The following is a 26,554-nucleotide window of genomic DNA, read 5'->3' on the forward strand; positions in this document are numbered from 1 at the left end:
TTCCCCTTTTTATTTTATGCGTGCCTAATGCTTCTTCGGCAGCACCTTTGTTCCTTGCACCATCGGCGAGTTGCACATCGGACAAGGACGCGATTCAGCCTGTGCATCCTCATACGTGATAATCCGCTGCCAGACCTGGCAGGAATCGCTTGAGCAGAGCCAAGCGAGGGCCATTTCGGTGTCAGGAGCCGCCTCATGCCCCTTGAGGAAGGCGGAGCGGATGAAGCGGGACAGCTCTGTCGGTTTGCCGCGGTAGGAGGCGGGCGAGCTCACGTACAGCTCTTCCTGCGCTCTTGTGACGGCAACATAAGCGAGCCTCCTTTCCTCCTCAAGCGCCTCTGTAAGGGCATTACTTCCCGATTGCAAAGAGCTCCGATCGCTGTGCTTGTCCGCGGCCAGCGCAGAGCTGTGCGGAAGGATGCCCTCGGAGGCACCAAGGACAAAGACGACCGGATATTCAAGACCCTTCGATTTGTGAATCGTCATCAGCGAAATCGCGCTGCGGCTTTGCTCGTGGTTATGCAGCTTCACGGCCGCATGCTTTTCAGTGATATCGTCTATATAAGAGGCAAAGGCTTCAATGGTTTCATAGGCGCTCGCCGCCGATTCCAACTCGTCTAGCACCTCCTTTAATCCTTCCTTATGCTCAGTCATTTCATGACGTTTGCTTGTCTCTAAGAATTGATCGTAGAAGGCTTGGCGGAGCTGAGCAATAGCAGCAGCTGGCTTGCATTCGGCTAGCGACTTGATGAGCCTAATGCGTTCTTTTATTTTATCCTTCTGAAAATCCTTCAGCTGCGGATATTCAAGCAGATGGATAAGCGGCCATTTCTTCGCACGCTGCTTGTCCTGATTCCAAATAAACGCCATGGCCTGCTCGCGATTGACATACAGCGTCGGAAGAAGCGCTTCAATCGCATCAAAGCTTCGGCGGTCAATGACGAGCCGAAGATGTGCTAGTAATGGCTTTATGGCCCATTGGTCATAAAATAGCTGGCCATCGCCGAAGTCGATGAACGGAAGCTCTGTGGTAAGCAGCAGCTCGACGAGCGCTCTGCTGCTGCTCGCTGTGCGAAAGAGCACCGCGAAGTCGCCGAACGAACGCTTGCCTTGCTCCTTCTGCGCAATTATCGTATCCACAATAAGCCTTGCTTCATCCTGCGTCGATTTGAGCCTAGCATAGGAGGGGCTGATCCCCTTTGGCTTGACGGCCAGGAGCGTTTTCTCCTTGCGCTGCTTATTATATTGAATAATGGCATTGCCAAGCCCGACAATGGTGCTGGTCGAACGGTAATTGATATCCAGTACAATTGTGACAGCGCCCGGATACTGCTGCTCGAAATTCATAATATAATCGTTCTTTGCGCCGTTAAACGAATAAATCGTCTGATCATCATCGCCGACCACCATGAGGTTATGATGCTTGTCAGCGAGCATTTGGATGAGTACATATTGAACCTGGTTTGTATCCTGGAACTCGTCAATCATAATATATTGGAAGCGTCTCTGCAGGGTCGCAAGGAGCTCCGAATCATCGCGCAGCAGCCGATAGGCCTCAAGCAGCAGATCGTCATAATCGAGCTTGTTGATTTGCTTCTTCCATTGTTCATAGCGACTGAACAGCAGCTTCAGCTCACGTTCCTCCGTGGTCTTTTCCGGGAGCTCCTCAAGGTCGACCATTCTTAGCTTAAGTGCGGATAGCTGGGCCAGCAGGGTTTCGGGCTCATACTCATTCTGGAGCATCAGCTCTCGCATCAGTCTTTTAAAGAAAACATGCTTCTGCCCTGTCTCGCCGAGTATCGCCTGGCGATAGCCGCGCCCTCTCAGCAGCTGGAGGCAAAAGGAATGAAAGGTTCGTGCTTCTACACCGCTAGCGGATGGTGCGCCTGTGATAGGAAGCGAGCGTATGCGGCCGCGCATCTCATCCGCGGCTTTTTTGGAGAAGGTCATAAGCAAAATATGCTGGGGCTGCACTTGTCGTACAGCCAGCAGATATGCGGTCCTGCAGACAAGCACCGAAGTTTTGCCCGAGCCTGCGCCTGCCAGCGTAAGGGCAGCGCCCGTATGATGGCGGACAGCAGCGAGCTGCGGCCGATTGAGAGAGATGCCGTATTGCTCTAGCGCGCGAAAGAAAGCGGCATCGGGCTCTCTATCGTTAACAAGCTGCCGGCTCGTTTCTGCCTTCGCTTTGGCGGCATCGGGCACCTCACAGTCACGAATGCCAATTGGAAATGTATAATAAAGATTGCTCAAATCGATCACCTTCATAAAATAATATTCATTCATTATAACAGATCACATGAGGAAAGAGGGCTGTCAGCATGATTGAACAAGCCTTAAAGGAGGATGTACATGAAGTATTGCCGCGGCTGCTTCATGCAATCGGATCTATCGGGTATACGTGGTGAAGCATATCCATTTGGAGGGAATAAATATAAAAACGAAGCAAAAGTTATTTATGGAATAAAAAGGATTTGTGCGGTAAGATGAAAGAGTTGCTAGTGGAATAGACTAGTTTATTATCATCGTATCAGGGGGTGTGTTCCATATGACTGCAGCCAGCTTTAAATCGAAACTAGCGTATAGCTCAGGAAATCTATCGGTCAATTTGATTGCTCAAGCCTTCGCCTCGTACATTGTGTTTTATTATGTGGATGTGCTGGGCGTTAGGCCTGGTTTAATTAGTGTGGCGATGGTCATCCACGGTATTGTAAATGCGGTGCTGAACCCGTTCTTCGGTCATATTTCCGATCGGACAAAGTCCCGCTGGGGCAGGAGAATTCCATACATGCTTTTCGGCATGGTGCCGCTTGCGGCTTTGTTTACGGCGATCTGGTTCCCGGTGGGGACGGGTACAACGTTATTTTGGTACTTTTTGACGATCGTGCTGCTCTATGATGTGCTGTTTGTCATGGTTGTACTAAATTATTCTGCTTTGTTCCCGGAAATGTTCACGACGATCAAAGAGCGTGCTACGGTTTCCTCTTGGCGTCAAATGTTCGGCATTATCGGTATGATCATTGGTGTGGCGCTGCCTCCCCTCGTGTATGGCAATTTGGGCTGGGGCCCGATGGGGGCGGTTTTTGCTGGGATCGCCTTGTTATTCTTTATTATTATGATTTCGGCAAGCAAAGAAAAAATGGTTGTGCAGCGCGAGGAAGTCCGTTTTATCCAATCCCTCAAGTGGACATTTTCCAATAAAGCGTTTGTTTTATTCGTCATCGGCAGCTTTTTCGTTCAATTTACGTTTGCGATGCTGCCGGCCGCGATCCCGTTTTTTACGAAATATGTGCTGCAAGCGCCGGAGGATAACAATACGATTCTGCTCGGGGCAATCTTTATCGCTGCGATTCCTTGTGTGTACATTTGGGGAAGGCTCGTTCAAAAATGGGGTCCGCGAACAACGGTTATGACGGCTGTAACCATTTATGCGCTGGCGATGATTCCGTTTCTGCTTGTATCCAATGTGGCGGCAGCGGCGGTTGCCGCTGCCTTGATCGGTGTAGGCCTCGCCGGTCTGCTCGTTTTGTTGGATGTCCTGCTGTCCGAGATTATTGATGAGGATGAGCAGCGGACAAATGTGCGCAGGGAAGGCATGTATTTTGGCATGAACGGCTTCATTGTCAAATGGGGCGTATCGCTGCAGGCGGTCGTGCTGGGTATTATTCTCGAGACAACCGGCTATGTGCAGGATGCGGTTCAGACGGAGGCGGCGGTTTGGGGCATTCGTTCGATGCTAAGCGTGATCCCGTTTATAGCATTAGTTATTGCTCTTCTATTTTTCTACTTATATCCGATTAGAAGCACGAGTCAATCTCGTGCGAAGGCAGATATTAGCCAATAAGAAGCTTTAATCAATAGGCAAGGCAAAACCAGCTTTTTCTCATTCTGTTTACAAGCTAGACTCGGGATTACGCTTCCACAGGATTACCGTTAATATAGTAGCTGTCCTCACGGTAAGCATGGAATACGATTTCGATGTCGGGTATTCCCAGCTGAAGCACATATTTCGTCAAGGCTTCGGCGAAGAGATTGCGCACCTGCTGTCCTCGCTCGAACCAGCCGACCTCGATAAAGGCGAAGGCAGCATCGTTCGAATCGTCTGCGAATACGTTCGTCGTGTGAAGACAGCTCATCGTAAAGTTATCTGTGCCGCAGCTGCATAGGACTGCCAATTCCTCGGCTAATGGAGCAGCAACGGTTTTTAGCAGTTCGGCTTGAACGCCGCGGAATAAGAGATGGGGCATGGTTATCGTTCCTCCTACAAGACGGAATAGTTTATCTCAAGTAGTATAACATAGGATAGACGGATTTTAGGGGATGAAAGGTTTATTGATATCTAATACGAATAGTATCTGGTCAACAAGGGTAAGAACAGTTCTAACTTTATTGAACCCCAAGCTTTTTTAAAAAATGCCTGCATTAAAAAAGAAGCATCAACTGCCCGAAATGAGCGGTTGATGCTTCTCTGTGTTTACTCTTGTCCTTGCATTTGAAAAGGCTTTAGAAACACCTTAGGAATCTCGGTCTCGAAACGGAGCAGCTTGCCTGTGACCGGATGCGTGAAGGCCAAAATGCGGGCATGCAGGCCGAGACGGCCGATGGCCTTCGTACGAGCGCCATACTTTTTGTCCCCGACTACGGGGTGGCCAATGTCCTCCATATGAACGCGAATTTGGTTTTTTCGTCCTGTTTCAAGCTGAATCTCGAGCAGCGAGAAAGCTTTGCCGGCACGAAGCACTTTATAATGCGTAACGGCGTGCTGTCCGTCATTTGGATAGGAGCTGGAATACATTTTGAGTGTCTTGCTTTCCTTCAACCATGAGGTAACCGTTGCCTGCTCCTTCTTGACCATGCCTTCCACTAGCGCGACGTAGATTCGCTCCTGAACGGTTTCCTGCCAGCTGTTCTGAAGTTGCTGCTGAACGGCCTCGCTCTTGGCGAAGAGCATCACACCTGATGTATCGCGGTCTAGCCGGTGGACAACGAAAATCCGGTTCCTCGGACTATCGAGCCTCACATGCGCCATTAATTGGCGATAGGCGGTAACCTCGGTATCCTTCCCCGTATCCGAAGCTACCGAAAGAAGCCCTGCATCCTTCTTAATGACGATGATATGCTCGTCTTCGAACATAATTGACAGTCCCTCGAAAGGCAGCTTTTCCTTTGGGCGGTCTTTACTGACAGTCACCATGTCGCCGGGCTGAAGCGCAAAGTTATAGGCTGTGGTTGATTTTCCGTTAACTGCGATCTGACCATGCGCCAGGATCGTCTTTATAACGTTTCGGCCGGCGCCGGATATATTTTTTATGAGAAAAGGCAGCAGTTCTATCGGCTCGGTAACCGGATAGGATTTATTGTTAGCTGCCCCAGCTTGATGATGGATCGGGCGCTTTCTCCCCTTATGCATGCTTGACGACCTCCTAGATTCAATGCTCCTACTATACCACGAGTAACACCCGCAATTCTAATCTTCCTTTTCCTTTTGTCTGGCTTCACTATGAAACCCATTTTCATAGACAAAGTATAAGAGGGGATGGTACGATGAACAGGATAAATATTGAAGGATGAAATGGAAAAAAGTTAGGAGAAATGTTTAAGTGAGAAGCAAGCTTATTCAGTTATTTCTTTGTCCCTTGCTCGTAACGGGCCTCATATTAGCCCCGCTGCCGGCGCTGGAAAGCCCTTCAGTGTCCGCAGCCAGCGTTACGACTAAAGCGACTGCTGCTGCAGCATCGCAAGTGCAAGTATTTGTAGATGGCAAGAAGCTTACGCTTTCGGCCGCTGCTTACGCAGAGAAGGGGGTAACCTTCGTTCCAATGCGTGATATATTCACTGCATTAGGCGCAAGCGTAACCTGGGAGAAGAAAACGGAGACGATCATCGGCCGCAAAGGCAATATTACGATTTCTCTTAAGGCAGGCAAGAAGGAAGCGGTTATCAATAATAAAGCAGTGAGGCTTGATGCACCTTCTGTTGTACGGGGCGGAGTTACTTTTGTACCCGCACGATTCATTTCCGAAGCTCTTGGTGCAACGGTAAAGTGGGATCATGCAGCGGGTGCTGTTCGGATAACCTCAGCACAATCAGCCGAATGGGCAGCGTATGATAAACGGCTTTCTGAGCAGAAGAAACAAATCGCAATGACGACGAAGGAAATCGTAGCGAAATACGATGAAAGCATCGTGATGATTATAACAAATCGCGGGCAGGGCAGCGGAATTGTCATTGGCGATAATCTGATTCTGACCAATTATCACGTGATCACCAATGCAGCTTCTGCTACAGCGATGACGATTGACGGAGACCAGCTGCAGATTGCCGGCGTCGTAAATTATAATGAAAAATCGGACATGGCTATTATTAAAACGGAAAAACGTATGTCTATTCCTGCGGTTGAGCTTGGTTACGGATTGAATATTCAAAAAGGCGGCAAGGTCGTGGCGATCGGAAGTCCGCTAGGCTTGCAAAATACTGCATCAGACGGTCTAATTAGTAATATTATTTATGAAGGTGGAGTCCGCTACATTCAGACCAGCGCACCCATCGATCACGGCAGCTCCGGCGGCGCTCTATTTAACGAGAATGGGGAGCTGATCGGAATTACAACGCTCGGCTACTCCAACACGAATGCAGATTTAAATTTTGCGGTAGCCATTTTGCATGCGGCTGCACTTAAGAGCGAGGTAACAGATGAGCTGCTGAAGGAAGCGAAGTTCCTGCCATCCGCGCTGCCTGATACGCTCGTTGGTGCTCCGCTTTCCGACATTCAGGAGCTGATGACAGCTCAGTTCTCATCGGTGTCAACGATCGAGGGCGAAGCGAATTTCACCAAATGGGAAGTGAAGCGCGATTCAGCGGGCTGGCTTGTCCTAACGGCGGACATCGATCCTATATTTTATATGTACTATGGGCCTGGGACTTCGGATGAGCTTCGCCTATGGGCGATTAATTTAGGCTACGAGCTTCACGACTTGCTGCCGGATGAGAAGATTCAGGTGCTCATCTCCTTCGAGCGTGATTACGGCTTTGAGCCGCGCGGCTTTGCAGCAGGCGAAGTAACGCCGCTTGGCGGCGACAAATGGCGTGTCCGTTATCCGGTCATTGATATGCAGCTCAAGGATCAACTCCATATTAAAGTAAGAGATTAATAGAAGAGAGGTATCTTTTGCCGTTGGTGACGGGAATGGATACCTCTTCTTTTTTTTGTTTTTTTTCGGTACAATAGAAGGCATCTTGGAAAACGAAAGCTGAAGTTAGAGAGGTCATAGCTATGAAAGTGGTACTATCCACATTGAATGCGAAGTTCATTCACACCTCGCTCGCACTGCGATGCCTGAAGGCATACAGCGGTGAGCGCTTTGATATCGACATTGCCGAGTATACAATCAAAGATCCGGTGATGAACATTGTATCGGATATTTTCTCGCGCAAGCCAGACGTGGTCGGCTTCTCCTGCTACATCTGGAATATTGAGGAGACGATCACGGTTATCAATATGCTGCGCAAAATTATGCCTGAGATTAAAATCATTCTCGGAGGGCCGGAAGTCAGCTATGATATGGACTATTGGATGGAACGCGTGCAAGAGGTTGATTTTATCGTGGTTGGGGAAGGCGAGGAGACGTTTCATCATCTTCTGACTGAGATCGAAGGCGAAGGCAAGTATCATATGGTGTTCGGGGTTACCTATCGAAAGCAGCGTGCGGATAAGGTTGAAGTGCTTATTAATCCGCCTCGTCCCAAGCTGAATTTGAACGAGCTGCCTTCGCCGCATCGCTTTAAGGAGGATATTCCTCATTTGGCGAGCCGCGTCGTCTATTTTGAGACAAGCCGAGGCTGCCCATTCAGCTGCCAGTTCTGCTTGTCGAGCATCGAGGTCGGCGTGCGTTACTTTGATATGGAACGGACGAAGGCGGATATTCTGTATCTGATTGACTCAGGTGCGAAGCTTATTAAATTCGTAGACCGCACCTTTAACATTAAGCGCGACTATGCCCTGGAAATATTCAACTTCCTAATCGAAAATCATCGGGGCTGCGTGTTCCAGTTCGAGATTACGGCGGATATCATGCGCCCCGAGGTGCTGGATTATTTGGCTGAGCATGCGCCGCCTGGCATTTTTCGGTTCGAGATCGGCGTGCAGTCGACGAATGATCCGACAAACGAAGCGGTGCAGCGTCGCCAGAATTGGTCGAAGCTGGTTCGTACTGTATCAAAGGTGAAGGATTCGCTCAAAATCGATCAGCATCTCGACTTAATCGCCGGGTTGCCGCTTGAGAATTACGACACTTTTCGGGGGACGTTCAACGATGTGTTCGAGCTTCGCCCCGAAGAGCTGCAGCTTGGCTTCCTCAAGATGCTGCGAGGCACCGGTCTGCGCCGCGAGGCCGACAAGTGGGGTTATATTTACATGGATAGATCGCCGTATGAAATGCTTGGCAACGATCTGATGCCGTTTAGCGATATTGTACGAATTAAACGAGTGGAGGATGTGCTCGAGAAGTACTGGAACGCACATCGGATGGATCACACGCTGCTATATCTGGTGGATCGCGTGTTCCCGTCGCCATTTGATTTCTTCCAAGCATTCGGTGATTTCTGGGAGCGCAGCGGCTGGCAGAAGATTGGGCATCAGCTGGAAGATTTGTTTTCCAGGTTATGGGCATTCCTTGAATTTCTTCCTAGCTCGGGTAATGAGCTGCAGCGGTCATCGCCTGAAGCCGGGGGAGATGCTGCATTATCCTATGAAGGCATTATTGCGGCAGCAGGAGCGCGTCTCGATGCCGAAGTCGTGCTCGGCCTGATGAAATATGACTATTTCCTTAATCATAATTACAAGCCGCGCAAAACCTGGTGGGAATTTATGATGGACAAATCGGAGTGGAGCAGCTGGATGCGCCGACTGGCCGAGCGGCCAAGTGAGGTGTCTGCTGAATTCGCTGCACTAGGCTTAAGCGAGAAGGAGCTTCACAAGCATGCGGTGATTGAGAAGCTGCCATTCGATTTGTCGACATTCCTTGCACGCGGAGAAGTCGTGAGGGAACGTCAAACGCTGCTTGTCGTACTGTACGCGCTTGAAGCGGGCAGCAGCAAGCCGAAGCCTAGGCCGTTCATGCTTCCGGTAGAAGCAGAGAGCGAAGCCTTGACGCTGTAAAGATCAAGCCTAACAGCTAATGATACTGCACCAAAAAAAGTTCGACGCCATCAAAGATGTCGAACTTTTTGTTGTATATTGCTTTAAGCGGGCACAACACTGCGCAGGACAGTCATACTGCCGGACAGCTCGTAGCTGCCTAAAGTAGCAGGAAGCAGGAAGCATTCGCCAGCTTTGACGGATTGCTCGCCATCTGCCCATTTCAATTGGCCTTCGCCTTCGGCAACGACCACAATAACGAAGCTCTCTTGTGATGTGGAAAGCTGCCACGGTGCGATTACAATTCCTTTTTCGACTACAAAGTAAGGGGAAGTTGCGATGTTCAGCCATTGTCCGGCTACGGCATTGTCGGTTTTCATACGCTGAGCGCCGGCTCCCTCATAGGCGATGACGTTAAGCGAATCTTCTATGTGAAGCTCACGGAGCTGGCCGTCGAGACCAGGACGGTCATAGTCATGGAGGCGATAAGTCGTATCGGAATTTTGCTGGATTTCTGCGACAACGACGCCAGAGCATAGCGCATGAACCGTACCGGCGGGAATGTAGAAAGCGTCGCCTGCCGCTACGGATACCTCCTGCAGCGTGTCCATTATGCGGCCTTCGGCAATCGCTGCTTCCATCGCTGCACGATCGACTCCATTTTTGAGGCCATAAATAATTTTTGCGCCGGGCTTTGCGTCGAGAATGTACCACATTTCCGTTTTGCCAAGCTCACCCTGCGGCAGTCCTTCGTAAGCATCGGTAGGATGTACTTGAATGGACAAGTCATCATTGCAATCAAGAAGCTTGATAAGGAGCGGGAAACGACCGTTTTTCTCAGAGAAGCCTTTTGTTCCGAACCATTCGCGTCCATAGCGTTCGCGGATTTGGTCTAGGCCTGTCCCGGCGAGTTCGCCGTTCATGACCTTTGTCGTGCCGTTCGGATGATCGCCGATCATCCAGCCTTCGCCGATAGAGCCTTCAGGAAGCTCAAGGCCAAAGCCTTCAAGTGCCCGGCCCCCCCAAATACGCTCCTTCATTTCCGGTTTAAACTGTAGTGGATAAGGTTTAACTGTCATTGCGCAAATCTCTCCCATGCTATTAATGTAATATGTATCGTGAAGTGGCCAGTCAAAGCCGATTATCGAGCGGCTTTGACTGGCCGTTTCTCCACAGCAACCAGGTAAGGCGCGTTAGGACGCTGCGACTGGCGGTACGTAACCGCTTGCGCCAAAGCCTGCGGCAGCTGTGCCGCCCAAGCTTCTACCGCAGCGGCTTCCTCCGCGCCGCCGGGATGGCCTGGGTAGAGCACGCAGGTGACGATACCGCCCGGCCGCAGCAAATCGACAGCCGCATGAAGTGCGGCTATCGTTGTGCCTGGCTCGGTGATGACGGATAGATCATTGCCGCCGGGCAAATAACCGAGATTGAACATAATGGCTGCTGTTTGTCCAACAGCAGCAGCATCTACTGCCTCGGCCATCCTTGTATGATTGTCGAGCATTAGCCTGACTGCAGGCAGCTTGCTCGAGTCAGCGATAGAAGAGAGGCGCTCGCTAGTGCGGTCAAGCGCCTCCTGCTGAATGTCAAAGGCATATACCATGCCTTTAGCTCCAACCAGCTCAGCAAGCGCGAGCGTATCCACCCCAGTGCCAGCCGTTGCATCGATCACAGTATCGCCGGGCATGGTCCGCTCGGCGATCCATTTGTGCGCCATGCTTAGGACAGATAGGAAGCCCATCCTACACCTCCGGCTGCCACAGCTTGCCCTGCCACGTATTGCGGCGGCGAAGCTCATCATCGAATGCGTTAAGCACTTCCCACTTCTTAAGGCTCCACATGGGACCGATAAGCAGATCTCGCGGCGCATCGCCGGTCAGCCGATGAACGATCATTTCTGGTGGCAAAAACTCGAGCGTGTCGACGACGAGCTTAACATATTCCTCTTGCTCCAGAAATTGGAGCAGGCCCGCCTCGTACTGGCGCACCATCGGCGTTTTCCGCATGAGGTGGAGCAGGTGAATTTTGATACCCTGCACATCCATCTTCGCGACTGCGCGGCCGGTATCAAGCATCATTTCATGCGTTTCCTGCGGCAGGCCGTAGATAATATGCGCGCATACCCGTATGCCGCGCTCGCGAAGCCTGCGGACCGCGTCCAGATAACATTCCGTATCATGCGCCCGGTTAATAAGCTCAGAGGTCGATTCATGCACCGTCTGGAGCCCCATCTCCACCCAAAGGTAGGTGCGCTCATTCAGCTCCGCCAGATAGTCGACCACATCATCAGGCAGGCAGTCGGGACGCGTGGCAATTGACAGGCCCACTACACCTGGCTGCTGAAGGATGACTTCATAATATTCGCGCAGCTCCTCAACAGGAGCATACGTATTCGTATAGGCTTGGAAGTAGCCGATATATTTGGCATCCGGCCATTTCTGGTGCTGACGGTCGCGAATATGATTGAACTGCGTAACGAGATCATCGCGCCGGCTACCGGCAAAATCGCCTGATCCCCGAGCGCTGCAAAAGGTGCAGCCGCCCTTTGCAATCGAGCCGTCGCGGTTCGGACAAGTGAAGCCGGCATCGAGCATAACCTTGAATACCTTGCCGCCGAACTGTTCGCGCATTTCGTAATTCCATGTATGAAATCTTTTGTCGCCCCAGAGCATAGGCTGCTGCGACGAAGTGTGTAATTCGATCATCGTTTTTCCCCTTCTTTCAAAACAATACACCCTATATTTTAACGAAAATCAGGTGGGAAAGCCACATTTGTTCCATGCCCCCATTAGGAATGTTCGGAAAACGCTTTATTTTGGAAATTATTTTTGAAATGAAGCATTTTAGGCTTGCGTAACCTTACATGAAGTGTTATATTAAAAGTGCGACAGATCAACGAATAAACCTAACACAGCCCATTTGCACCTGGATTCATGAAACGTCGATTAAATGGAAACACTTTTATAATAAATCGATGAGGTGATGTGAGATGACAACAACAAAAATTCCGCATGGTGAGAACACAATAACAGTTGAGCTTACAGTAAAAGAATTAATGGCGCTGACAGGTGTCCGTTTTCACAATAATCATAGCGTAGAAATTTCCGCTCGCAAGAAGCTGAATGAGGTGCTGTTTGAAGCATATGAGCGCGAGCAGAAGGAAAATGCGCCAATTCCTTATCAGATGCTTCTCTAAGCATCAGCAGTAAATTTATTTCGATTAAGCCGTTGTGCCGAGAGGCCGCGGCTTTTTTACTGTTTAACCCTTTACTTTACGCCTATTCTTGGGCACAATAAGGACTAGTTTAATCGTACACGATAATTGGAGGAATCACTGGATATGCGTTTAAGAGGAAGAAAAGGAATTCGAGAAAGCATAGAGGGACAGCCGGAGCTGGTTGTCCTCGATGCGGCTCCGCACAAAGGGAAATGGCGTGAGTTTTTTGGGAATGATAACCCTATTTATGTAGAGCTGGGGATGGGAAAGGGACGTTTTATTAGCCATATGAGCGCTCGTTATCCGCATATTAATTTTATTGGCGTTGATATGTATGACGAGCTGCTTCGCCGTGCAAGCGAGAAAGCCCGTGCGATCTGGGAGCAGAAGGGCGAAGCTAGTCCGCCGAATCTTGCGCTGCTGCGCGCTAATATTGAAGGGATTGAGACGATGTTCGCGCCGGGTGAGATCGAACGGATTCATCTCAACTTCAGCGATCCTTGGCCAAAAGGCAAGCATGCCCGCCGGCGGCTGACGCATCCTCGGTTTATCGCGAAATACATCGAGCTGCTGAACGAGCGCGGGGAGATTCATTTTAAGACGGATTCGCAATCATTGTTTGAGTTTTCGCTTAACAGTTTTGCGGAGATGGAACTGATCATGCGCAATATTTCACTTCATTTACATAAAGAAGGTCCCCGAGAGGACCTTGTGTTTACTGAATATGAGATGAAGTTTATGGAAAAAGGCCAAAATATTTATCGCTGCGAGGTTGTAATCGGCTCTGAGGCTTTGCAGAAGCACCGCGCTGCCAAACAAGAAAAGTCGCTTAAAGAGGAAGCAGATGCGCAAGGCTCTGATTCTGAGGAATCAGAGCATGAGGATCATTAATTGATCCCTGCTGCCGAGGCTACCCAGGAGTAGTTGACCGCGAAAGCGGTCAATGTTCCAATAAGGGCGCCTGCCGCAACATCCGAAGGGTAATGCAAGCCAAGATACATTCTCGACCAGCCGACCGATATGCCGATCAGCAGCGCGATTGGCAGCAATATCGTCAGCCAAATGCCGCTCGTCAGCAAAATCGGGACAAGCCAAGCGAAGATCGCTGTCGTATGTCCGGAGGGAAACGATGAGTCTACTAACGGCTTCGGACATGTGTTTACATCGGGCAGTGTCTGATAGGGTCGCAGCCGCTTGAATTTTCTTTTGACAAAGGCCACAGGCAAGTGGCTGATAATTACGGCAGTTAAGCTTTGCCAGCCTGTTATGCTCCAAGGAGCAGGTGCAAGAAGCGCGTATAGAAGGGCGGTTGCTAGCGTAAAGGTGGCGCCGCCCATATGTGTGACAGTAGTTAACCATCGGCCGAGAAGCCGGTGTCCTTTTCCTGTTGTAGGTCTCCGATTTGCCCAAATCAGCATTCTGGTTTCGTTCGTTTTCAACCAGCCTATCATTCTTTCCATCGCTGTCATCCTCCTTACGGTGGCTTGCTTTTTACTTCTGCTATCAATTTTAACATGTTTTTGTATGCGGAGCGTAAATTATTTCTTGTTCCTGTATAAATCATTCGTATTCAGAATCATTTTAGATTTCTGTTTAATTTAGTGTGTCTGATGGTAAAACTGTTATGGACGTATTATGAAAAGTTTCTAATTTAAATATGTCGAAACCTAATAAACTGTCGAAAAAAAGCTGCTTGTACACGATTTCGTCAAATGCCGGGATGGCGATTGTAGAAACATTTTCGGGACTTCAATCGTAAATAAGGTCGTTAGTGCTAAAAAACCAGCAAATGGTTGAAAATAAGGCTGAGTAGCCGTAAAAGGAGGAGATGTATTCATTCCTGTGATATGCAAGCGTTTTTCTGACGAGATTAAGCGTAATTAAGACTTATTCAACTTTTGACAAAAAAGTTGTTTCTGTGGAGAATCAGTAAAGGTTACAAAGCGTTTACAGAGAAACGCTGATAAAAAGAGAAAATATATAATAAAAAGCTTGCTAGGCACCAGAGCAGGAATGCTGAAGCAAGCAAAAAAATGGGGTCTCAAGGGGGCAGTGCCTAATGGTTTTGGATGTTATTTTTATTGCGTTCCAAGTTTTAATGGCGTTAATAGCAGTGTATCAGTTTGGTCTTTCGATCTTTGGCTTGTTTAAAAATAAAAGCAGAAAGCAGCATGCGCCTCAAAAAACGTTTGCTGTGCTCGTAGCAGCTCACAACGAAGAGCAGGTTGTCGGAGCTTTAATTGAAAATTTGAAAAAAATGGACTATCCGGAAGAGCTATACGATATTTTCGTTATATGCGACAATTGTACAGATCGAACGGCTGAAATCAGCCGGAGCCTGGGCGTACATGCATGTGAGCGAACGAATCACCATTTGCGCGGTAAAGGTTATGCGATTGAATGGATGCTCAAAGAGCTTTGGAGCATGCCGCGTCAATATGATGCAGTCGTTATGTTCGATGCGGATAATTTGGTGAACCCTGATTTCTTGCAATTGATGAACAATGATTTGTGCGAAGGCCATCAGGTTATTCAGGGTTATCTGGATACCAAAAATCCAAGTGATTCGTGGATTACAGCCGCGTACGGCATAACCTACTGGTATTGCAACCGCTTGTGGCAGCTTTCGAGAACAAATTTGAAAATGAGTAACTTCCTTGGCGGTACCGGAATGTGCTTCGATTCAACTGTCCTTAAGGAAATAGGCTGGGGAGCGACTAGTCTGGTTGAGGATTTAGAATTTTCAATGCGCTGCGTACAACGCGGAATCTATCCGATCCTCAATTACGACGCGAAGGTTTATGATGAGAAGCCGGTTACCTTTAAAGCATCGGCAAGACAACGCTTGCGTTGGATGCAGGGTCATTTCAATGTCGCTCGCAACTACTTTTTCCCGCTTTTGTGGGCAAGTATTAAAGAGCGGAACTTTGTTAAGTTTGATTCGGCGATCTACACCGTCTCCGTCTATAACACACTGCTCGGGTTCGTATTGACAATGGTTTTGTGGATTGATATTGCGATTCCATCTTCAAACGTATTTGATTCCCTGTATAATTACGTACCAACGTGGGTTCTAGTTGTCGCTGCGGCAGCTACGATTATTCAATTCCCGCTTGCGATGCGTCTTGAGGGCGTGAAATCATGGAAGATGTACGCATATCTTCTGACAATGCCGATCTTCCTTATTTCTTGGTGGCCTATCACGTTCTATGCGTTCTTTACGCAAAACAATAAAACGTGGAGTCATACACAGCATACTCGCGTAGTTCGCATTGAAGAAGTGCAGAGTAAACTGCCTTAAATGATTTGACGATATGATGTTTATTAATCGAATTTTAAACTTTCGACTTAGGCGTTGACACTTCTTAGCAGACTGTGATATAGTAAGTCGGTAACATTTACAACTAATTTCATGACGCACAAGCAGAAGCGCCCGCTTCTCACCTTTTGGCTCAAGCTGACTGGTTTGCGATAATCGATGGGTCATTCCATTATTTCGTTAGAAATGATGTATTGGCATAAATGTACGGTTATGAGATGCGGGTTCGAGCGAACCCGCATTTTTTTATTGTGTGTAACCATGAAACAGACTATTTTGGAGGTGGCACGTTATTAGCAGAGAACATCAAATCAATGATGAAATCAGAGCCAGAGAAGTACGCCTAGTCGGCGCTGACGGTGAGCAAATCGGAATCACACCTATTCGTGAGGCGATTCAGCTTGCAATCGATCTTAATCTGGATCTGGTGAACGTCGCTCCGACGGCTAAACCGCCGGTATGCCGAATCATGGACTATGGCAAATTCCGTTACGAGCAGCAGAAGAAAGAGAAGGAAGCCCGCAAGAATCAAAAAATCGTTGATCTCAAAGAGGTTTGGTTCCGCGCTAACATTGAGGAGAATGACTACCAGACGAAATTCCGCAACGTAGTTAAGTTTCTGAATGAAGGCGATAAGGTTAAAGCTTCCGTCCGCTTCCGCGGTCGTGAGATCACGCATGCAGCGATCGGACAACGTATTTTGGATCGTCTTGCGAAAGAGGTTGCCGAAATATGCAGCGTTGAGCGCGCTCCGAAGCTGGAAGGCCGGAGCATGATTATGATTTTGGCACCCAAAACAAACAGCTAACAACTGGACAACGACTTTTAAGGAGGATAACTGATATGCCTAAGATGAAAACTCACAGCAGTCTGAAAGACCGCTTCAAAATTACCGGTACTGGTAAAGTAAAACGTTACAAAGCTTACCGTAACCACTTGCTTTCGCACAAATCCGGTCGTCAAAAACGTGTACTTGCTGGCCAACCGCTTATGGCTGCTGGCGACGTAAGTCGTATCAAGCAAGGCCTTTCCAACTTGAAATAGTAAGCTTAGACATAAGCTTATAACATCTTATATTTAAGCAAAATTCAACCTACAGGAGGTTTCCATCATGGCAAGAGTGAAAGGCGGATTTGTCCGCACTCGTCGTCGTAAAAGAATTCTTAAGCTAGCTAAAGGTTATTTCGGTTCGAAGCATCGCCTGTTTAAAACAGCGAAGGAGCAAGTTGGTAAGTCCCTTATGTACGCTTACCGCGACCGTCGTAACAAAAAACGCGACATCCGCAGATTGTGGATCGTTCGTATTAACGCGGCTGCTCGTATTAACGGCCTTTCGTACAGCAAATTCATGCACGGCTTGAAGCTTGCTGGCGTAGAAGTTAACCGCAAAATGCTTGCTGACCTGGCAGTTAACGATATAACTTCGTTCAACTCGCTTGCAGGTATCGCTAAACAAAAAATCAACGCTTAGGCGTTTGAATAAAGGCTGTTCCCGTGTCTTCATGAAGATGCGGGAACAGCCTTTTTGTTTAAATGCACATTTTCCAGAAGCTAGGACAAATAAACAGACGAAGCGCTCCTTTCCCGAATATGCTGAAAACAAAGGGAAGGAGGGATTTCGTATGCAAAATGTTTCTAAGCAGCAGGTTCGGAAGCTGGTCGGCAAATCCATTTATGCGGTTCGTCAGGACGGCTCTGTCGTGTCCGGAAAGTTAGTTCGTGTTCATAAAAATAAACTGATTGTCGCGCCGTTCAAAAAGGATAAGGGGAAGCTCGTAAAGACAAAAGCGATATTGCCTCTTGTTCTATTTGATCTTCTTGCCATCGGTACGCTTCCACTTTGGGGCGGTGGTTACGGTGGCGGATGCTGCGGTAACTATGGCGGCTATAACAATAACTATTACGGCGGATCGTATGGTTATGGTCAAGGCTATAATGGCTACAATGGTTATTAATTGTAACTAGGCAATCATTGCGGGGTCAACGACTTAAACAGCTCATAGCAGCGGAGCTCGGGATAGTAGCGAATGGTTTTGTAACCTAGCTTGTTATATAGATGATAAGCTTTGGCATTTGTCTGATCGACGAACAACCGGGCTACTTTGCAATGCTGAGCCGTGCCGTAGGCCTCGCTATGTGCCATCAGCAATTTGCCCCACCCGCGATTCCGATGTTCGTGATGTATGACCATCATATCCAGGAAGAGAACCTCGCCCATTACTTCAAAATGGATAAAACCGATTGGCGCGCTTTTTTTGGACCTGGCGGCTAGATAGGTAACTCCGCGCCTGAAGCGCTTTGGAAGCTCGCGGATCGTTTGCGCATCAAGCTGATGCACGGAATGGGACAACGGAATGAGCTCATTGCGAATCAGTCGGACAAGCTCTGCTTCATCCCATCTCGGCGCGTACATTCTTATCATACTTATCCGTCCATTTCTCGCCACTGAATTCATGACATTTCTGCATGATTTTCCCCTATGGAGAATAAACTAGTATATGTGCCTTGTATGCTTCGTGCGCCAAATACAAAATAAGCGAAGAGTTGGTTATGGTTCTTGACGAACTGTAGTTATCGGCATATAATGAGATAAAGTTATATCTACCACGTAGTGGAGTTGCTAGGCGGTAAATACGAAATCGGCAATGATGAGGACGAAGTGCTAAGGGCTCTTTTGATCAGAGAGCGGACAGATCAGCTGCAACTGTCGCCAAAACCCCTTTTCTACGAGCTCACCTCGGAGCTGTTCCCTTGAAAAGCAACAACGAATGCTGTTGCGCATTAGGGGGAATCGCAGGGCAAGCGTTAAAGTGCCAATGGTATGAACGATAGTGCACGCGTTCTTACCTGTGGAGGTTATACATCGGGAGATGGATAACGAATTTGGGTGGTACCACGGAAGATTAACCTTTCGTCCCTCGTTGCTTCAATTTGAAGCAGAGGAGCGAAAGGTTTTTTTGTTTTTTCTGAGAGGAGGATGACTGATGGTAACGCAAGATGCAACATTGAAGTCAAAAGAGGAATTGAAGGAAAGGCTTTCGAAGCCCGAAGTCATTTCAGGTTCGGAAATATTGCTTCGCAGCCTGTTGCTCGAGGATGTAGATTGCGTATTCGGATATCCGGGCGGGGCAGTGCTGTACATTTACGATGCTATGCACGGTAACCCTGATTTCAATCACTTGCTCACTCGTCACGAGCAGGGCGCGATTCATGCGGCAGACGGTTATGCGCGCGCCAGCGGCAAAGTAGGCGTATGTATCGCAACATCGGGGCCCGGAGCTACGAATCTCGTAACCGGGATCGCAACGGCCTATATGGATTCGGTACCGCTTGTCGTCATTACCGGCAACGTCATTTCGAGTCTGATCGGATCAGACGCTTTCCAAGAGGCAGACATTACGGGAATTACGATGCCAATTACGAAACATAGCTACTTAGTGCGCGATGTCGAGGATCTGCCTCGCATTATTCATGAAGCTTTTCATATTGCAAATACCGGACGCAAAGGTCCTGTACTGATCGATATTCCGAAGGATATCTCAGCAGCCAAAACATTGTTTAAGCCGGTAACGGAGGTTAGTATCCGCGGCTATAATCCTACAGTGACGCCTAATAAGCTTCAGCTGGACAAAATGATCAAAGCGATCGAGCAGGCTGAACGTCCGCTTATTCTTGCTGGCGGCGGCGTTGTATACTCCGGTGCTCACGAAGAGTTGTTGGAATTTGTCACGAAGACGGATATTCCGATAACAACAACGCTGCTTGGCCTGGGCGGATTCCCGAGCGGTAATGATTTGTGGCTTGGCATGCCTGGTATGCACGGCACATATACGGCAAACAAATCGATTCAAAGCGCGGATTTGCTTATTAATATCGGCGCGCGGTTCGATGATCGCGTTACCGGTAAGCTTGCCGGCTTTGCGCCGCTTGCGAAAATTGTTCATATCGATATCGATCCTGCAGAAATCGGCAAGAACGTCCCAACGGACATTCCGATCGTAGGCGACGTCAAAACCGTGCTGCAGCTGGCCAACAAAATTGCTAAGCGTGCGGATAAGGCTGACGCATGGCGGGAACAGATTCAAGCATCCAAAGCGCAATATCCATTCAGCTACAAGGATTCGGACGTTGAGCTTAAGCCGCAGTGGGTCGTTGAAATGCTCCACGAGACAACAAACGGTGATGCGATTGTAACAACAGACGTCGGCCAGCATCAAATGTGGGCTGCGCAGTATTACAAATTCAACAAGCCTCGTTCCTGGGTAACTTCCGGCGGTCTCGGAACGATGGGTTTTGGTTTCCCTTCAGCGATCGGCGCTCAAATGGCTAATCCTGATCGCGTGGTTGTTTCGATCAATGGTGATGGCGGTATGCAAATGTGTGCGCAGGAGCTTGCGATTTGCGCAATCAACAACATTCCGGTTAAGGTTGTAATCATAAACAACCAAGTGCTCGGCATGGTTCGTCAGTGGCAGGAGCTTATTCACGAGAACCGCTTCAGCCATATCGACCTTGCGGGCAGTCCCGATTTCGTGAAGCTGGCTGAGGCTTATGGCGTCAAAGGCTTCCGCGCTTCCAATAAGGAGGATGCGCGCGCGGTTTGGGAAGAGGCACTTAACCATCCTGGTCCTGCGGTTGTCGAATTCGTCGTTCGCAAAGATGAGAACGTGTATCCGATGGTAGCGCAAGGAAGCACGATCGACCAAATGATCATGGGGGATGCGGAATGAAAAAGCATACGATTGCAGTAATCGTTAATGATCAGCCCGGCGTTCTGCAGCGCGTATCCGGCTTGTTCGGACGCCGCGGCTTCAATATTGAGAGCATTACAGTAGGTACAAGCGAGGAAGCTGGCTTGTCGCGAATGGTCATTGTCACGAGCGGTGACGACCATACGCTCGAGCAAGTTACGAAGCAGCTTTACAAGCTGATCGATGTTATTAAAGTTATCGACCTTAGCGCGAATCCAATGGTAGGCCGCGAGCTGGCGCTTATTAAAGTGAATGCCGAGCCCGCCATGCGTCCGGAAATTCTCGGCGTAGTCGAGACATTCCGCGCGGCGGTCGTTGATATCGGCACGCACTCTTTAATGGTACAGGTAGTCGGCGATACCGAGAAAATCGACGCGATGGTCGAGCTGATGAAGCCTTACGGCATTCGTGAGCTTTCGCGAACAGGCGTTACGGCATTAACGCGCGGCAACGCGAAATAAAGCAATCATCCAGGTTCATCATCCCGCTTTGAGCGGGAGTTTAAGGGGAGAACCGCTGCACATGCGTCATTCTCTGCTTAAACACCCGTTCAAAAGGGTTAAATTAAAGGAGGCAATCATTAAAATGGCAGTTACAATGTATTATGAAAAAGACGCTGATCAAGGCGTACTTCAAGGTAAAACAATCGCAGTAATCGGTTACGGAAGCCAAGGCCACGCGCAAGCGCAAAACCTTCGCGACAGCGGCCTCAAGGTCGTTATCGGTCTTCGTCCTGGTAAATCTGCAGACGTAGCTAAGAAAGATGGCTTCGAAGTGCTTAACGTTGCGGAAGCAACAAAAGTAGCAGACGTTGTTCAAATTCTTCTTCCTGACGAAACACAAGCGAAAGTATACAATGAAGAAATTGCTCCGAACCTGAAAAAAGGCGCGGCTCTTATGTTCTCCCACGGCTTTAACATTCACTACGGTCAAATCGTGCCTAGCAAAGATACAGACGTATTCCTGGTTGCTCCAAAATCCCCTGGTCACATGGTTCGCCGTACATACCAAGAGGGCTTTGGTGTACCTGGACTAATCGCGATCGAGCAAGATGCTACAGGCAATGCTAAAGCAATCGGTCTTGCATATGCTAAAGGTATCGGCTGTACGCGTGCAGGCGTTATCGAAACATCTTTCAAAGAAGAAACAGAAACAGACTTGTTCGGCGAGCAAGCCGTTCTTTGCGGTGGAGCAACTGCGCTTGTTAAAGCGGGTTTCGAAACGCTGGTTGAAGCTGGATACGCTCCAGAAATGGCTTACTTCGAGTGCTTGCACGAGCTTAAGCTGATCGTAGACATGATGTATGAAGGCGGAATGGCGTCGATGCGCGATTCGATCTCCAACACAGCTGAGTACGGTGACTATGTAACAGGTCCTCGTATCGTTACAGAAGAGACGAAGAAAGAAATGAAACGCGTTCTGGAAGATATTCAATCCGGACGTTTCGCTCGCGACTTCATCTTGGAAAACCAATCGAACCGTGCAATGCTTACAGCTACTCGTCGTAACGAAGCAGCACACCCGATCGAGAAAACAGGCGCTCAGCTTCGTGAATTGATGCACTGGATCAAGAAGTAATCTTTTTCGCTCGAACGAAATAGTTTTCAGAAGAACGATGATCCCGGTTCGCAGGAATCGCTCGCCGATGCGCTCCATACGCTCGTCGAGCATCTCCACGCGCGAGCCGGGATGATTCTGTTCACGGAGGTGGATGGCACAAATGCGGAAAATTTATATTTTCGACACAACGCTTCGTGATGGAGAGCAATCTCCAGGCGTAAACCTGAACACGAAGGAAAAGGTAGAGATCGCGCTTCAGCTTGAGAAGCTTGGAGTGGACCGTATTGAAGCCGGCTTCCCAGCGGCATCGCCTGGCGACCTGGCGGCAGTTAACGCTGTTGCTCGCGCAGTCAAGAACGCGACCGTCATCGGATTGTCCCGTTCACGCGAGCAGGACATCGATGCGGTAAGGGAAGCGCTTAAGGGTGCGCAGGATCCGTGTATCCACTTGTTCCTCGCTACCAGCCCGATTCACCGTAAGCACAAGCTTCGGATGGAGAAGGATCAGGTGCTCGAGGCGGCGGATCGCGCGATTCGTTATGCGAAGCAATATTTCGATAAAATCGAGTTTTCTCCTGAGGATGCGGGTCGTACTGAGCTTGATTTCCTATGCCAAGTAACGGATATGGCAATCAAAGCAGGTGCTACAGTTGTTAATATTCCTGATACTGTCGGTTATATGAACCCGCAGGAGTTCGGCAACATCTTCAAAACGCTGAAGGAAAACGTTCCAAATATCGAGACGATTCAGCTTAGCGCGCATTGTCATGACGATTTGGGCATGGCGACCGCTAACGCACTTGCGGCGATATTAAATGGTGCTGACCAGGTAGAAGGCACGATTAACGGTATCGGCGAGCGTGCAGGCAACACAGCAATCGAAGAAATTGCAATGGCGCTAGCTACGCGTCCTGACTTCTTCGGCGCTCAAACGACGCTGAACCTAAAGGAAATTGCTAAGACCAGCCGCCTTGTCAGCAAGCTGACGGGCATGGTTGTGCCGGGCAACAAAGCAATTGTTGGGGCAAATGCGTTTGCGCATGAGTCTGGTATACATCAGGACGGCATGCTGAAGGAAAAGACGACGTACGAGATCATCTCGCCGGACACGATTGGACTCAAGGAATCGAAGCTAGTGCTCGGTAAGCACTCCGGCCGCCATGCATTCCGCGAGAAGCTGATCGATCTTGGTTATGAGCTGGACGAAGAAGCTGTTAACGCGGCTTTCGCCAAGTTCAAGGATTTGGCTGATCGCAAAAAAACAGTCAGTGATGAAGATATCCTTGCATTACTGGAGGAGAAGCTGGTTGATACGCCTGAGGTGTTCACACTGGAGACAATCCAAGTGAACTATGGCAACCAGTCGACACCGAGCGCATCGGTTCGGATTCGCAAGTCCGAGGGCGAGTTAGTGGAAGAAGCGGCAATCGGCAACGGTTCTGTTGACGCGATCTATAACGCCATCGACAAGGTGACGCAGGAAGTGGTCGAGCTTGAGGATTACTCGATCAAATCGGTATCGCAGGGCAAGGACGCGCAGGGTGAGGTTCATGTCGTGCTGAAGCAGGACGAAGTGTCCGCGCAGGGCCGCGGCCTAAGCACGGATATTCTCGAAGCAAGCGCTCGCGCTTACATCGACGCGCTTAACCGACTGATCGACAAGCGCAAGTCGCCGGGTCGCCGCGATAAGATGAGCTTGATCTAAAAGCAATGAGGATAAAAGGGGTAGTACAACCTAGTCGATAAGACTTGGTTGTACTGCCCCTTATTTGTGTTAGGCTGAGAGCATCGATTTCATATGCTTTTTAATTAGCATATATAAAAATAGCACAGTATCTATTAGCTCTATAGATACAGTCTATAGAGCCAATAGATTTTATATCTTTGTATTCGGACGGGATTTATGGTACAAATGATAATAGATTGAGAATGTAGAGGAGTGTTACTTTTATTATGTCAGACGTGAAAAAAATTGCCGTTATTGCCGGCGACGGGATCGGTCCCGAGGTTGTAGGCGAAGCGCTTAAGGTGCTCAAAAAAACCGAGGAGCTTTATGGCTACCGTTTTGAAACGGAGCATGGCTTGTTCGGCGGTATCGCTATCGATGAAAAAGGCACCCCGCTGCCGCAAGAAACGCTTGAGCTTTGCAAAGGCGCAGACGCTGTTCTGCTTGGCGCGGTAGGCGGTCCGAAATGGGACAACAACGCGAAGGAGCTTCGTCCGGAAACTGGCTTGCTCGGTATTCGCAAGGAGCTTGGCCTGTTCTCGAACATTCGTCCGGCTACTGTATTCGACTGTTTGAAGGAAGCATCCACGCTGAAGCCTGAAGTGCTGGAAGGTACGGATCTGATCGTCGTTCGCGAGCTGACGGGCGGCATCTATTTTGGCGAGAAATTCCGTCGTGAGGGTGCAGACGGCGAAGAAGCGATTGATACCTGTGTATATAACGTAAAAGAGATTGAACGCATCGTGCGTCAAGCGTTCGATATTGCGATGACTCGCGGCAAGCGTCTTGCTTCCGTTGATAAAGCAAACGTGCTTGAAACTTCACGTCTATGGCGCGAGGTTGTTAACCGGATCGCTCCTGAGTATCCAGAGGTTGAATTGGAGCACGTGCTGGTTGATAACTGTGCCATGCAATTGCTTCGTCGTCCATCGAGCTTTGACGTTATCGTAACGGAAAACATGTTTGGCGATATTCTTAGCGATGAAGCAGCGATGCTGACCGGCTCGATCGGTATGCTTTCCTCCGCTTCGCTTGGTGAGGGCAGCTTTGGTCTATACGAGCCGGTACATGGCTCGGCGCCTGATATTGCTGGACAAGGCATTTCGAATCCAATCGCAACGATTCTATCTGTTGCGCTGATGTTCCGACTAACCTTTGGTTATCATGAAGCGGCTGCGGCAATAGAAGCAGCGGTTAAAGAGGTGCTTGATGCAGGCCACCGCACAGGCGACATTGCTGTCGATAAGAGCAAAGCAATCGGCACAGCGGAGATGGGCGATTTGATCGTAGCAGCGATCAAAAAATAAGTTATAGATTATAATTATTATTAAAAGATATCTGTTCTAATATTGACTTCATTATAGACAAGTGTTACTATTTATGAGGTAAGTCACATAGATGAAGTGACGTAGATAAAAATAAAATTTATGGATAGGTCAAGGAGGATTTCTATAATGACAGAACGTTTGGTAGGTCGTCAGGCCCCTGATTTTTCGATGGAAACAGCAACAGGTGACGGTAAAGATTTCGGTACAGCATCCCTTGCTGATTACAAAGGCAAATGGTTGGTATTGTTCTTCTACCCGCTTGATTTCACATTCGTGTGCCCAACTGAAATTACAGCAATGAGCGCTGCAGCAGCAGAATTCAAGAAGCTTGACACTGAAATTCTTGGTGTAAGCGTAGATAGCAAACACAGTCACCGTGCATGGATCAACACGCCGGTTAACGATAATGGTCTTGGCCAATTGGAATTCCCGCTTGCTGCTGACATCACGAAGAGCGTTGCTCGTGACTACGGCGTATTGATTGAAGAAGAAGGTATCGCGCTTCGCGGCCTATTCATCATCAACCCAGAAGGCGAAGTACAATACCAAGTGGTCAACCATAACAATGTTGGCCGCAGCGTTGAAGAAACGCTTCGCGTATTGCAAGCTCTGCAATCCGGCGGACTTTGCCCAATGAACTGGAAACCAGGTCAACAAACATTGGTTTCGAAATAATAAATTTCGACTCAAACTAAACCCGTGCCATCCATTGGCGCGGGTTTTTTTGTAGTTTTCGCAGTAGTTGGGTCGGTGGTAGAAGAGTGGAATACGAACGAATTATGAAGCAAAAGAAGGAATTTCTAGTCTGCAAAGCGAATATGGTATACTTAGTCGAAAACAAAAGCTAGCGCTTATGAACTAGGTTTACAGTTGCAAGCCTTAGCTGATGCTTACGAAGTATGGTTTCTTTCGCAAACCTTAGCCTATGCTTGCGAAGTATGTTTGCTGTCGCAAACATTTTAGGAGGTCGTCGCCAATGAGTTTTTGCTGTGGAGCGAGTATGATCGGAACGAAGGGCACGCTGAAGCATTTTCGGACGCATATTCATAATGTGCCTATCCTATTTTGCCCGGTATGTCATCGTGTTGATATTCATTATTTAATTGAGAACGAATATGAAATATTAGCCGAATATGCACATGGCGATAGAGCCGCTGAAGTTGATTTTCAGGACTACGTGGAGTATGAGAGCAAGGAATTACTTGAAAACTGTGTTAATCATGAGAATGAGGATCCGATGGAAGTCGTTCACAGTCAGATTGATATGGCGCTTGATTTGCTTTGCTTCGCAAAGCAGATTGAAGATACTGAGTGGCAGCGCGTATTGAAGAAGCGCCTTGGCATGCTGAACAGCAGAAGAAACAAGCTGCGTCAGCGCCGTACGTCCGTTTGATGACTTAAGAAACGAATGGTGGCCTCCTTATCGGAGGCTTTTCTTTTTTTAATTATTAAAAAAATGAGGATGTTCATGAAAAGCACCCCCTTAAATTGAACATCAAGAAACGAATCATAATAGT

Annotated in this window: 25 protein-coding genes and 1 other annotated feature; of the genes, 17 read left to right on the forward strand and 8 right to left on the reverse strand. The window is 48.7% G+C overall.

Features of this window, described 5'->3' with window-relative positions; translation table 11 throughout:
• Window positions 1-24 precede the first annotated feature (24 nt).
• Window positions 25-2,286, reverse strand: coding sequence for a UvrD-helicase domain-containing protein (locus ACO9K6_RS08745; RefSeq protein WP_424767171.1), 2,262 nt, complete (start codon window positions 2,284-2,286; stop codon window positions 25-27).
• Between the two features lie 262 nt (window positions 2,287-2,548).
• Between ACO9K6_RS08745 and ACO9K6_RS08750 the strand changes: the two genes are divergently transcribed.
• Window positions 2,549-3,844: an MFS transporter gene (locus ACO9K6_RS08750; RefSeq protein WP_424767172.1), complete on the forward strand. Its 1,296-nt coding sequence runs from the start codon at window positions 2,549-2,551 to the stop codon at window positions 3,842-3,844.
• Between the two features lie 67 nt (window positions 3,845-3,911).
• On the opposite strand, the gene ACO9K6_RS08755 is transcribed toward ACO9K6_RS08750, so the two are convergent.
• Both ACO9K6_RS08755 and ACO9K6_RS08760 read right to left on the reverse strand, forming a co-directional pair.
• Window positions 3,912-4,247 (reverse strand): DUF1904 family protein, encoded by a 336-nt coding sequence (locus ACO9K6_RS08755; RefSeq protein ID WP_424767173.1) that lies wholly within the window; start codon window positions 4,245-4,247, stop codon window positions 3,912-3,914.
• Window positions 4,248-4,474: 227 nt separating this feature from the next.
• Window positions 4,475-5,410, reverse strand: a complete 936-nt coding sequence (locus ACO9K6_RS08760) for an RluA family pseudouridine synthase (protein WP_424767174.1) — start codon at window positions 5,408-5,410, stop codon at window positions 4,475-4,477.
• 190 nt (window positions 5,411-5,600) lie between these two features.
• Here ACO9K6_RS08760 and ACO9K6_RS08765 point away from each other — a divergent pair, with 190 nt between their 5' ends.
• Entirely contained in the window at window positions 5,601-7,151 is a 1,551-nt protein-coding gene (locus tag ACO9K6_RS08765) for a stalk domain-containing protein (protein WP_424767175.1), read from the forward strand.
• Window positions 7,152-7,273: 122 nt separating this feature from the next.
• Window positions 7,274-9,157 carry a B12-binding domain-containing radical SAM protein gene (locus tag ACO9K6_RS08770; protein ID WP_424767176.1) on the forward strand — a complete coding sequence of 628 codons (1,884 nt, stop codon included), beginning with the start codon at window positions 7,274-7,276 and terminating at the stop codon, window positions 9,155-9,157.
• 83 nt (window positions 9,158-9,240) lie between these two features.
• Here the strand turns inward: ACO9K6_RS08770 and ACO9K6_RS08775 are convergent, their stop codons facing one another.
• The 3 genes from ACO9K6_RS08775 to mnmL all read right to left on the reverse strand — a co-directional run bounded on the left by ACO9K6_RS08775 (window position 9,241) and on the right by mnmL (window position 11,841).
• Window positions 9,241-10,215: a type I phosphomannose isomerase catalytic subunit gene (locus ACO9K6_RS08775; protein WP_424767177.1), complete on the reverse strand. Its 975-nt coding sequence runs from the start codon at window positions 10,213-10,215 to the stop codon at window positions 9,241-9,243.
• Window positions 10,216-10,277: 62 nt separating this feature from the next.
• Window positions 10,278-10,877, reverse strand: a complete 600-nt coding sequence (gene mnmM / locus ACO9K6_RS08780; protein ID WP_424767178.1) for a tRNA 5-(aminomethyl)-2-thiouridylate-methyltransferase MnmM — start codon at window positions 10,875-10,877, stop codon at window positions 10,278-10,280.
• 1 nt (window position 10,878) lies between these two features.
• On the reverse strand, window positions 10,879-11,841 hold the full coding sequence (gene mnmL / locus ACO9K6_RS08785) for a tRNA modification radical SAM protein MnmL/YtqA (RefSeq protein ID WP_424767179.1): 963 nt from the start codon (window positions 11,839-11,841) through the stop codon (window positions 10,879-10,881).
• Window positions 11,842-12,125: 284 nt separating this feature from the next.
• Here mnmL and ACO9K6_RS08790 point away from each other — a divergent pair, with 284 nt between their 5' ends.
• On the forward strand, window positions 12,126-12,332 hold the full coding sequence (locus tag ACO9K6_RS08790; RefSeq protein WP_424767180.1) for a hypothetical protein: 207 nt from the start codon (window positions 12,126-12,128) through the stop codon (window positions 12,330-12,332).
• A gap of 144 nt (window positions 12,333-12,476) precedes the next feature.
• Window positions 12,477-13,244 (forward strand): tRNA (guanosine(46)-N7)-methyltransferase TrmB, encoded by a 768-nt coding sequence (trmB, locus tag ACO9K6_RS08795; protein WP_424767181.1) that lies wholly within the window; start codon window positions 12,477-12,479, stop codon window positions 13,242-13,244.
• On the opposite strand, the gene ACO9K6_RS08800 is transcribed toward trmB, so the two are convergent.
• A complete protein-coding gene (locus ACO9K6_RS08800) occupies window positions 13,241-13,813 on the reverse strand; it encodes a phosphatase PAP2 family protein (RefSeq protein WP_424767182.1) in 573 nt (190 codons plus the stop codon). The genes trmB and ACO9K6_RS08800 overlap by 4 nt on opposite strands.
• 599 nt (window positions 13,814-14,412) lie before the next feature.
• Between ACO9K6_RS08800 and ACO9K6_RS08805 the strand changes: the two genes are divergently transcribed.
• The 5 genes from ACO9K6_RS08805 to ACO9K6_RS08825 all read left to right on the forward strand — a co-directional run bounded on the left by ACO9K6_RS08805 (window position 14,413) and on the right by ACO9K6_RS08825 (window position 17,627).
• Window positions 14,413-15,654 (forward strand): glycosyltransferase family 2 protein, encoded by a 1,242-nt coding sequence (locus ACO9K6_RS08805; RefSeq protein WP_424767183.1) that lies wholly within the window; start codon window positions 14,413-14,415, stop codon window positions 15,652-15,654.
• A 114-nt stretch (window positions 15,655-15,768) separates the two neighbouring features.
• Window positions 15,769-15,926 (forward strand) — a sequence feature (ribosomal protein L20 leader region).
• 56 nt (window positions 15,927-15,982) lie between these two features.
• Window positions 15,983-16,480: a translation initiation factor IF-3 gene (gene infC / locus ACO9K6_RS08810; protein ID WP_424767304.1), complete on the forward strand. Its 498-nt coding sequence runs from the start codon at window positions 15,983-15,985 to the stop codon at window positions 16,478-16,480.
• 35 nt (window positions 16,481-16,515) lie between these two features.
• Window positions 16,516-16,716, forward strand: a complete 201-nt coding sequence (gene rpmI / locus ACO9K6_RS08815) for a 50S ribosomal protein L35 (RefSeq protein WP_424767184.1) — start codon at window positions 16,516-16,518, stop codon at window positions 16,714-16,716.
• Window positions 16,717-16,783: 67 nt separating this feature from the next.
• Complete coding sequence (gene rplT, locus ACO9K6_RS08820; protein WP_424767185.1) at window positions 16,784-17,143, forward strand: 50S ribosomal protein L20; 360 nt, start codon at window positions 16,784-16,786, stop codon at window positions 17,141-17,143.
• A 151-nt stretch (window positions 17,144-17,294) separates the two neighbouring features.
• Window positions 17,295-17,627, forward strand: a complete 333-nt coding sequence (locus ACO9K6_RS08825) for a hypothetical protein (RefSeq protein ID WP_424767186.1) — start codon at window positions 17,295-17,297, stop codon at window positions 17,625-17,627.
• Between the two features lie 14 nt (window positions 17,628-17,641).
• Here ACO9K6_RS08825 and ACO9K6_RS08830 read toward each other — a convergent pair whose 3' ends face one another.
• Entirely contained in the window at window positions 17,642-18,094 is a 453-nt protein-coding gene (locus tag ACO9K6_RS08830) for a GNAT family N-acetyltransferase (RefSeq protein WP_424767187.1), read from the reverse strand.
• A 562-nt stretch (window positions 18,095-18,656) separates the two neighbouring features.
• Here ACO9K6_RS08830 and ilvB point away from each other — a divergent pair.
• The 7 genes from ilvB to ACO9K6_RS08865 all read left to right on the forward strand — a co-directional run bounded on the left by ilvB (window position 18,657) and on the right by ACO9K6_RS08865 (window position 26,430).
• Window positions 18,657-20,402 carry a biosynthetic-type acetolactate synthase large subunit gene (gene ilvB / locus ACO9K6_RS08835; protein ID WP_424767188.1) on the forward strand — a complete coding sequence of 582 codons (1,746 nt, stop codon included), beginning with the start codon at window positions 18,657-18,659 and terminating at the stop codon, window positions 20,400-20,402.
• Complete coding sequence (gene ilvN / locus ACO9K6_RS08840) at window positions 20,399-20,884, forward strand: acetolactate synthase small subunit (protein WP_424767189.1); 486 nt, start codon at window positions 20,399-20,401, stop codon at window positions 20,882-20,884. The genes ilvB and ilvN overlap by 4 nt, the downstream gene beginning before the upstream one ends.
• Window positions 20,885-21,008: 124 nt before the next feature.
• Window positions 21,009-22,001 (forward strand): ketol-acid reductoisomerase, encoded by a 993-nt coding sequence (gene ilvC, locus ACO9K6_RS08845; RefSeq protein ID WP_424767190.1) that lies wholly within the window; start codon window positions 21,009-21,011, stop codon window positions 21,999-22,001.
• Between the two features lie 142 nt (window positions 22,002-22,143).
• Entirely contained in the window at window positions 22,144-23,688 is a 1,545-nt protein-coding gene (locus ACO9K6_RS08850) for a 2-isopropylmalate synthase (protein ID WP_424767191.1), read from the forward strand.
• A gap of 248 nt (window positions 23,689-23,936) precedes the next feature.
• The gene (gene leuB, locus ACO9K6_RS08855; protein ID WP_424767192.1) at window positions 23,937-25,016 is read left to right on the forward strand and encodes a 3-isopropylmalate dehydrogenase; all 1,080 of its coding nucleotides are present in this window, start codon (window positions 23,937-23,939) and stop codon (window positions 25,014-25,016) included.
• A 147-nt stretch (window positions 25,017-25,163) separates the two neighbouring features.
• Window positions 25,164-25,712: a peroxiredoxin gene (locus ACO9K6_RS08860; RefSeq protein WP_424767193.1), complete on the forward strand. Its 549-nt coding sequence runs from the start codon at window positions 25,164-25,166 to the stop codon at window positions 25,710-25,712.
• Window positions 25,713-26,013: 301 nt separating this feature from the next.
• On the forward strand, window positions 26,014-26,430 hold the full coding sequence (locus ACO9K6_RS08865) for a hypothetical protein (RefSeq protein WP_424767194.1): 417 nt from the start codon (window positions 26,014-26,016) through the stop codon (window positions 26,428-26,430).
• Window positions 26,431-26,554 lie beyond the last annotated feature (124 nt).

The organism is Paenibacillus praedii (assembly GCF_049725345.1).
In the GTDB taxonomy this organism is placed as follows: domain Bacteria; phylum Bacillota; class Bacilli; order Paenibacillales; family Paenibacillaceae; genus Pristimantibacillus.

Excerpts from the sequence above, each read along its gene's own strand:
- ACO9K6_RS08860 (WP_424767193.1), top strand. The coding sequence starts at position 25,164 with ATGACAGAACGTTTGGTAGGTCGTCAGGCCCCTGATTTTTCGATGGAA.
- ilvB (WP_424767188.1), top strand. The coding sequence starts at position 18,657 with ATGGTAACGCAAGATGCAACATTGAAGTCAAAAGAGGAATTGAAGGAA.
- ACO9K6_RS08830 (WP_424767187.1), bottom strand. The coding sequence starts at position 18,094 with ATGATAAGAATGTACGCGCCGAGATGGGATGAAGCAGAGCTTGTCCGA.
- ACO9K6_RS08770 (WP_424767176.1), top strand. The coding sequence starts at position 7,274 with ATGAAAGTGGTACTATCCACATTGAATGCGAAGTTCATTCACACCTCG.
- ACO9K6_RS08760 (WP_424767174.1), bottom strand. The coding sequence starts at position 5,410 with ATGCATAAGGGGAGAAAGCGCCCGATCCATCATCAAGCTGGGGCAGCT.
- ilvN (WP_424767189.1), top strand. The coding sequence starts at position 20,399 with ATGAAAAAGCATACGATTGCAGTAATCGTTAATGATCAGCCCGGCGTT.
- ACO9K6_RS08865 (WP_424767194.1), top strand. The coding sequence starts at position 26,014 with ATGAGTTTTTGCTGTGGAGCGAGTATGATCGGAACGAAGGGCACGCTG.
- ACO9K6_RS08755 (WP_424767173.1), bottom strand. The coding sequence starts at position 4,247 with ATGCCCCATCTCTTATTCCGCGGCGTTCAAGCCGAACTGCTAAAAACC.
- ACO9K6_RS08750 (WP_424767172.1), top strand. The coding sequence starts at position 2,549 with ATGACTGCAGCCAGCTTTAAATCGAAACTAGCGTATAGCTCAGGAAAT.
- ACO9K6_RS08800 (WP_424767182.1), bottom strand. The coding sequence starts at position 13,813 with ATGGAAAGAATGATAGGCTGGTTGAAAACGAACGAAACCAGAATGCTG.
- ACO9K6_RS08805 (WP_424767183.1), top strand. The coding sequence starts at position 14,413 with ATGGTTTTGGATGTTATTTTTATTGCGTTCCAAGTTTTAATGGCGTTA.
- mnmM (WP_424767178.1), bottom strand. The coding sequence starts at position 10,877 with ATGGGCTTCCTATCTGTCCTAAGCATGGCGCACAAATGGATCGCCGAG.
- trmB (WP_424767181.1), top strand. The coding sequence starts at position 12,477 with ATGCGTTTAAGAGGAAGAAAAGGAATTCGAGAAAGCATAGAGGGACAG.
- ACO9K6_RS08825 (WP_424767186.1), top strand. The coding sequence starts at position 17,295 with ATGCAAAATGTTTCTAAGCAGCAGGTTCGGAAGCTGGTCGGCAAATCC.
- ACO9K6_RS08790 (WP_424767180.1), top strand. The coding sequence starts at position 12,126 with ATGACAACAACAAAAATTCCGCATGGTGAGAACACAATAACAGTTGAG.
- rplT (WP_424767185.1), top strand. The coding sequence starts at position 16,784 with ATGGCAAGAGTGAAAGGCGGATTTGTCCGCACTCGTCGTCGTAAAAGA.
- rpmI (WP_424767184.1), top strand. The coding sequence starts at position 16,516 with ATGCCTAAGATGAAAACTCACAGCAGTCTGAAAGACCGCTTCAAAATT.
- mnmL (WP_424767179.1), bottom strand. The coding sequence starts at position 11,841 with ATGATCGAATTACACACTTCGTCGCAGCAGCCTATGCTCTGGGGCGAC.
- leuB (WP_424767192.1), top strand. The coding sequence starts at position 23,937 with ATGTCAGACGTGAAAAAAATTGCCGTTATTGCCGGCGACGGGATCGGT.
- ACO9K6_RS08745 (WP_424767171.1), bottom strand. The coding sequence starts at position 2,286 with ATGAATGAATATTATTTTATGAAGGTGATCGATTTGAGCAATCTTTAT.
- ACO9K6_RS08775 (WP_424767177.1), bottom strand. The coding sequence starts at position 10,215 with ATGACAGTTAAACCTTATCCACTACAGTTTAAACCGGAAATGAAGGAG.
- ilvC (WP_424767190.1), top strand. The coding sequence starts at position 21,009 with ATGGCAGTTACAATGTATTATGAAAAAGACGCTGATCAAGGCGTACTT.
- ACO9K6_RS08850 (WP_424767191.1), top strand. The coding sequence starts at position 22,144 with ATGCGGAAAATTTATATTTTCGACACAACGCTTCGTGATGGAGAGCAA.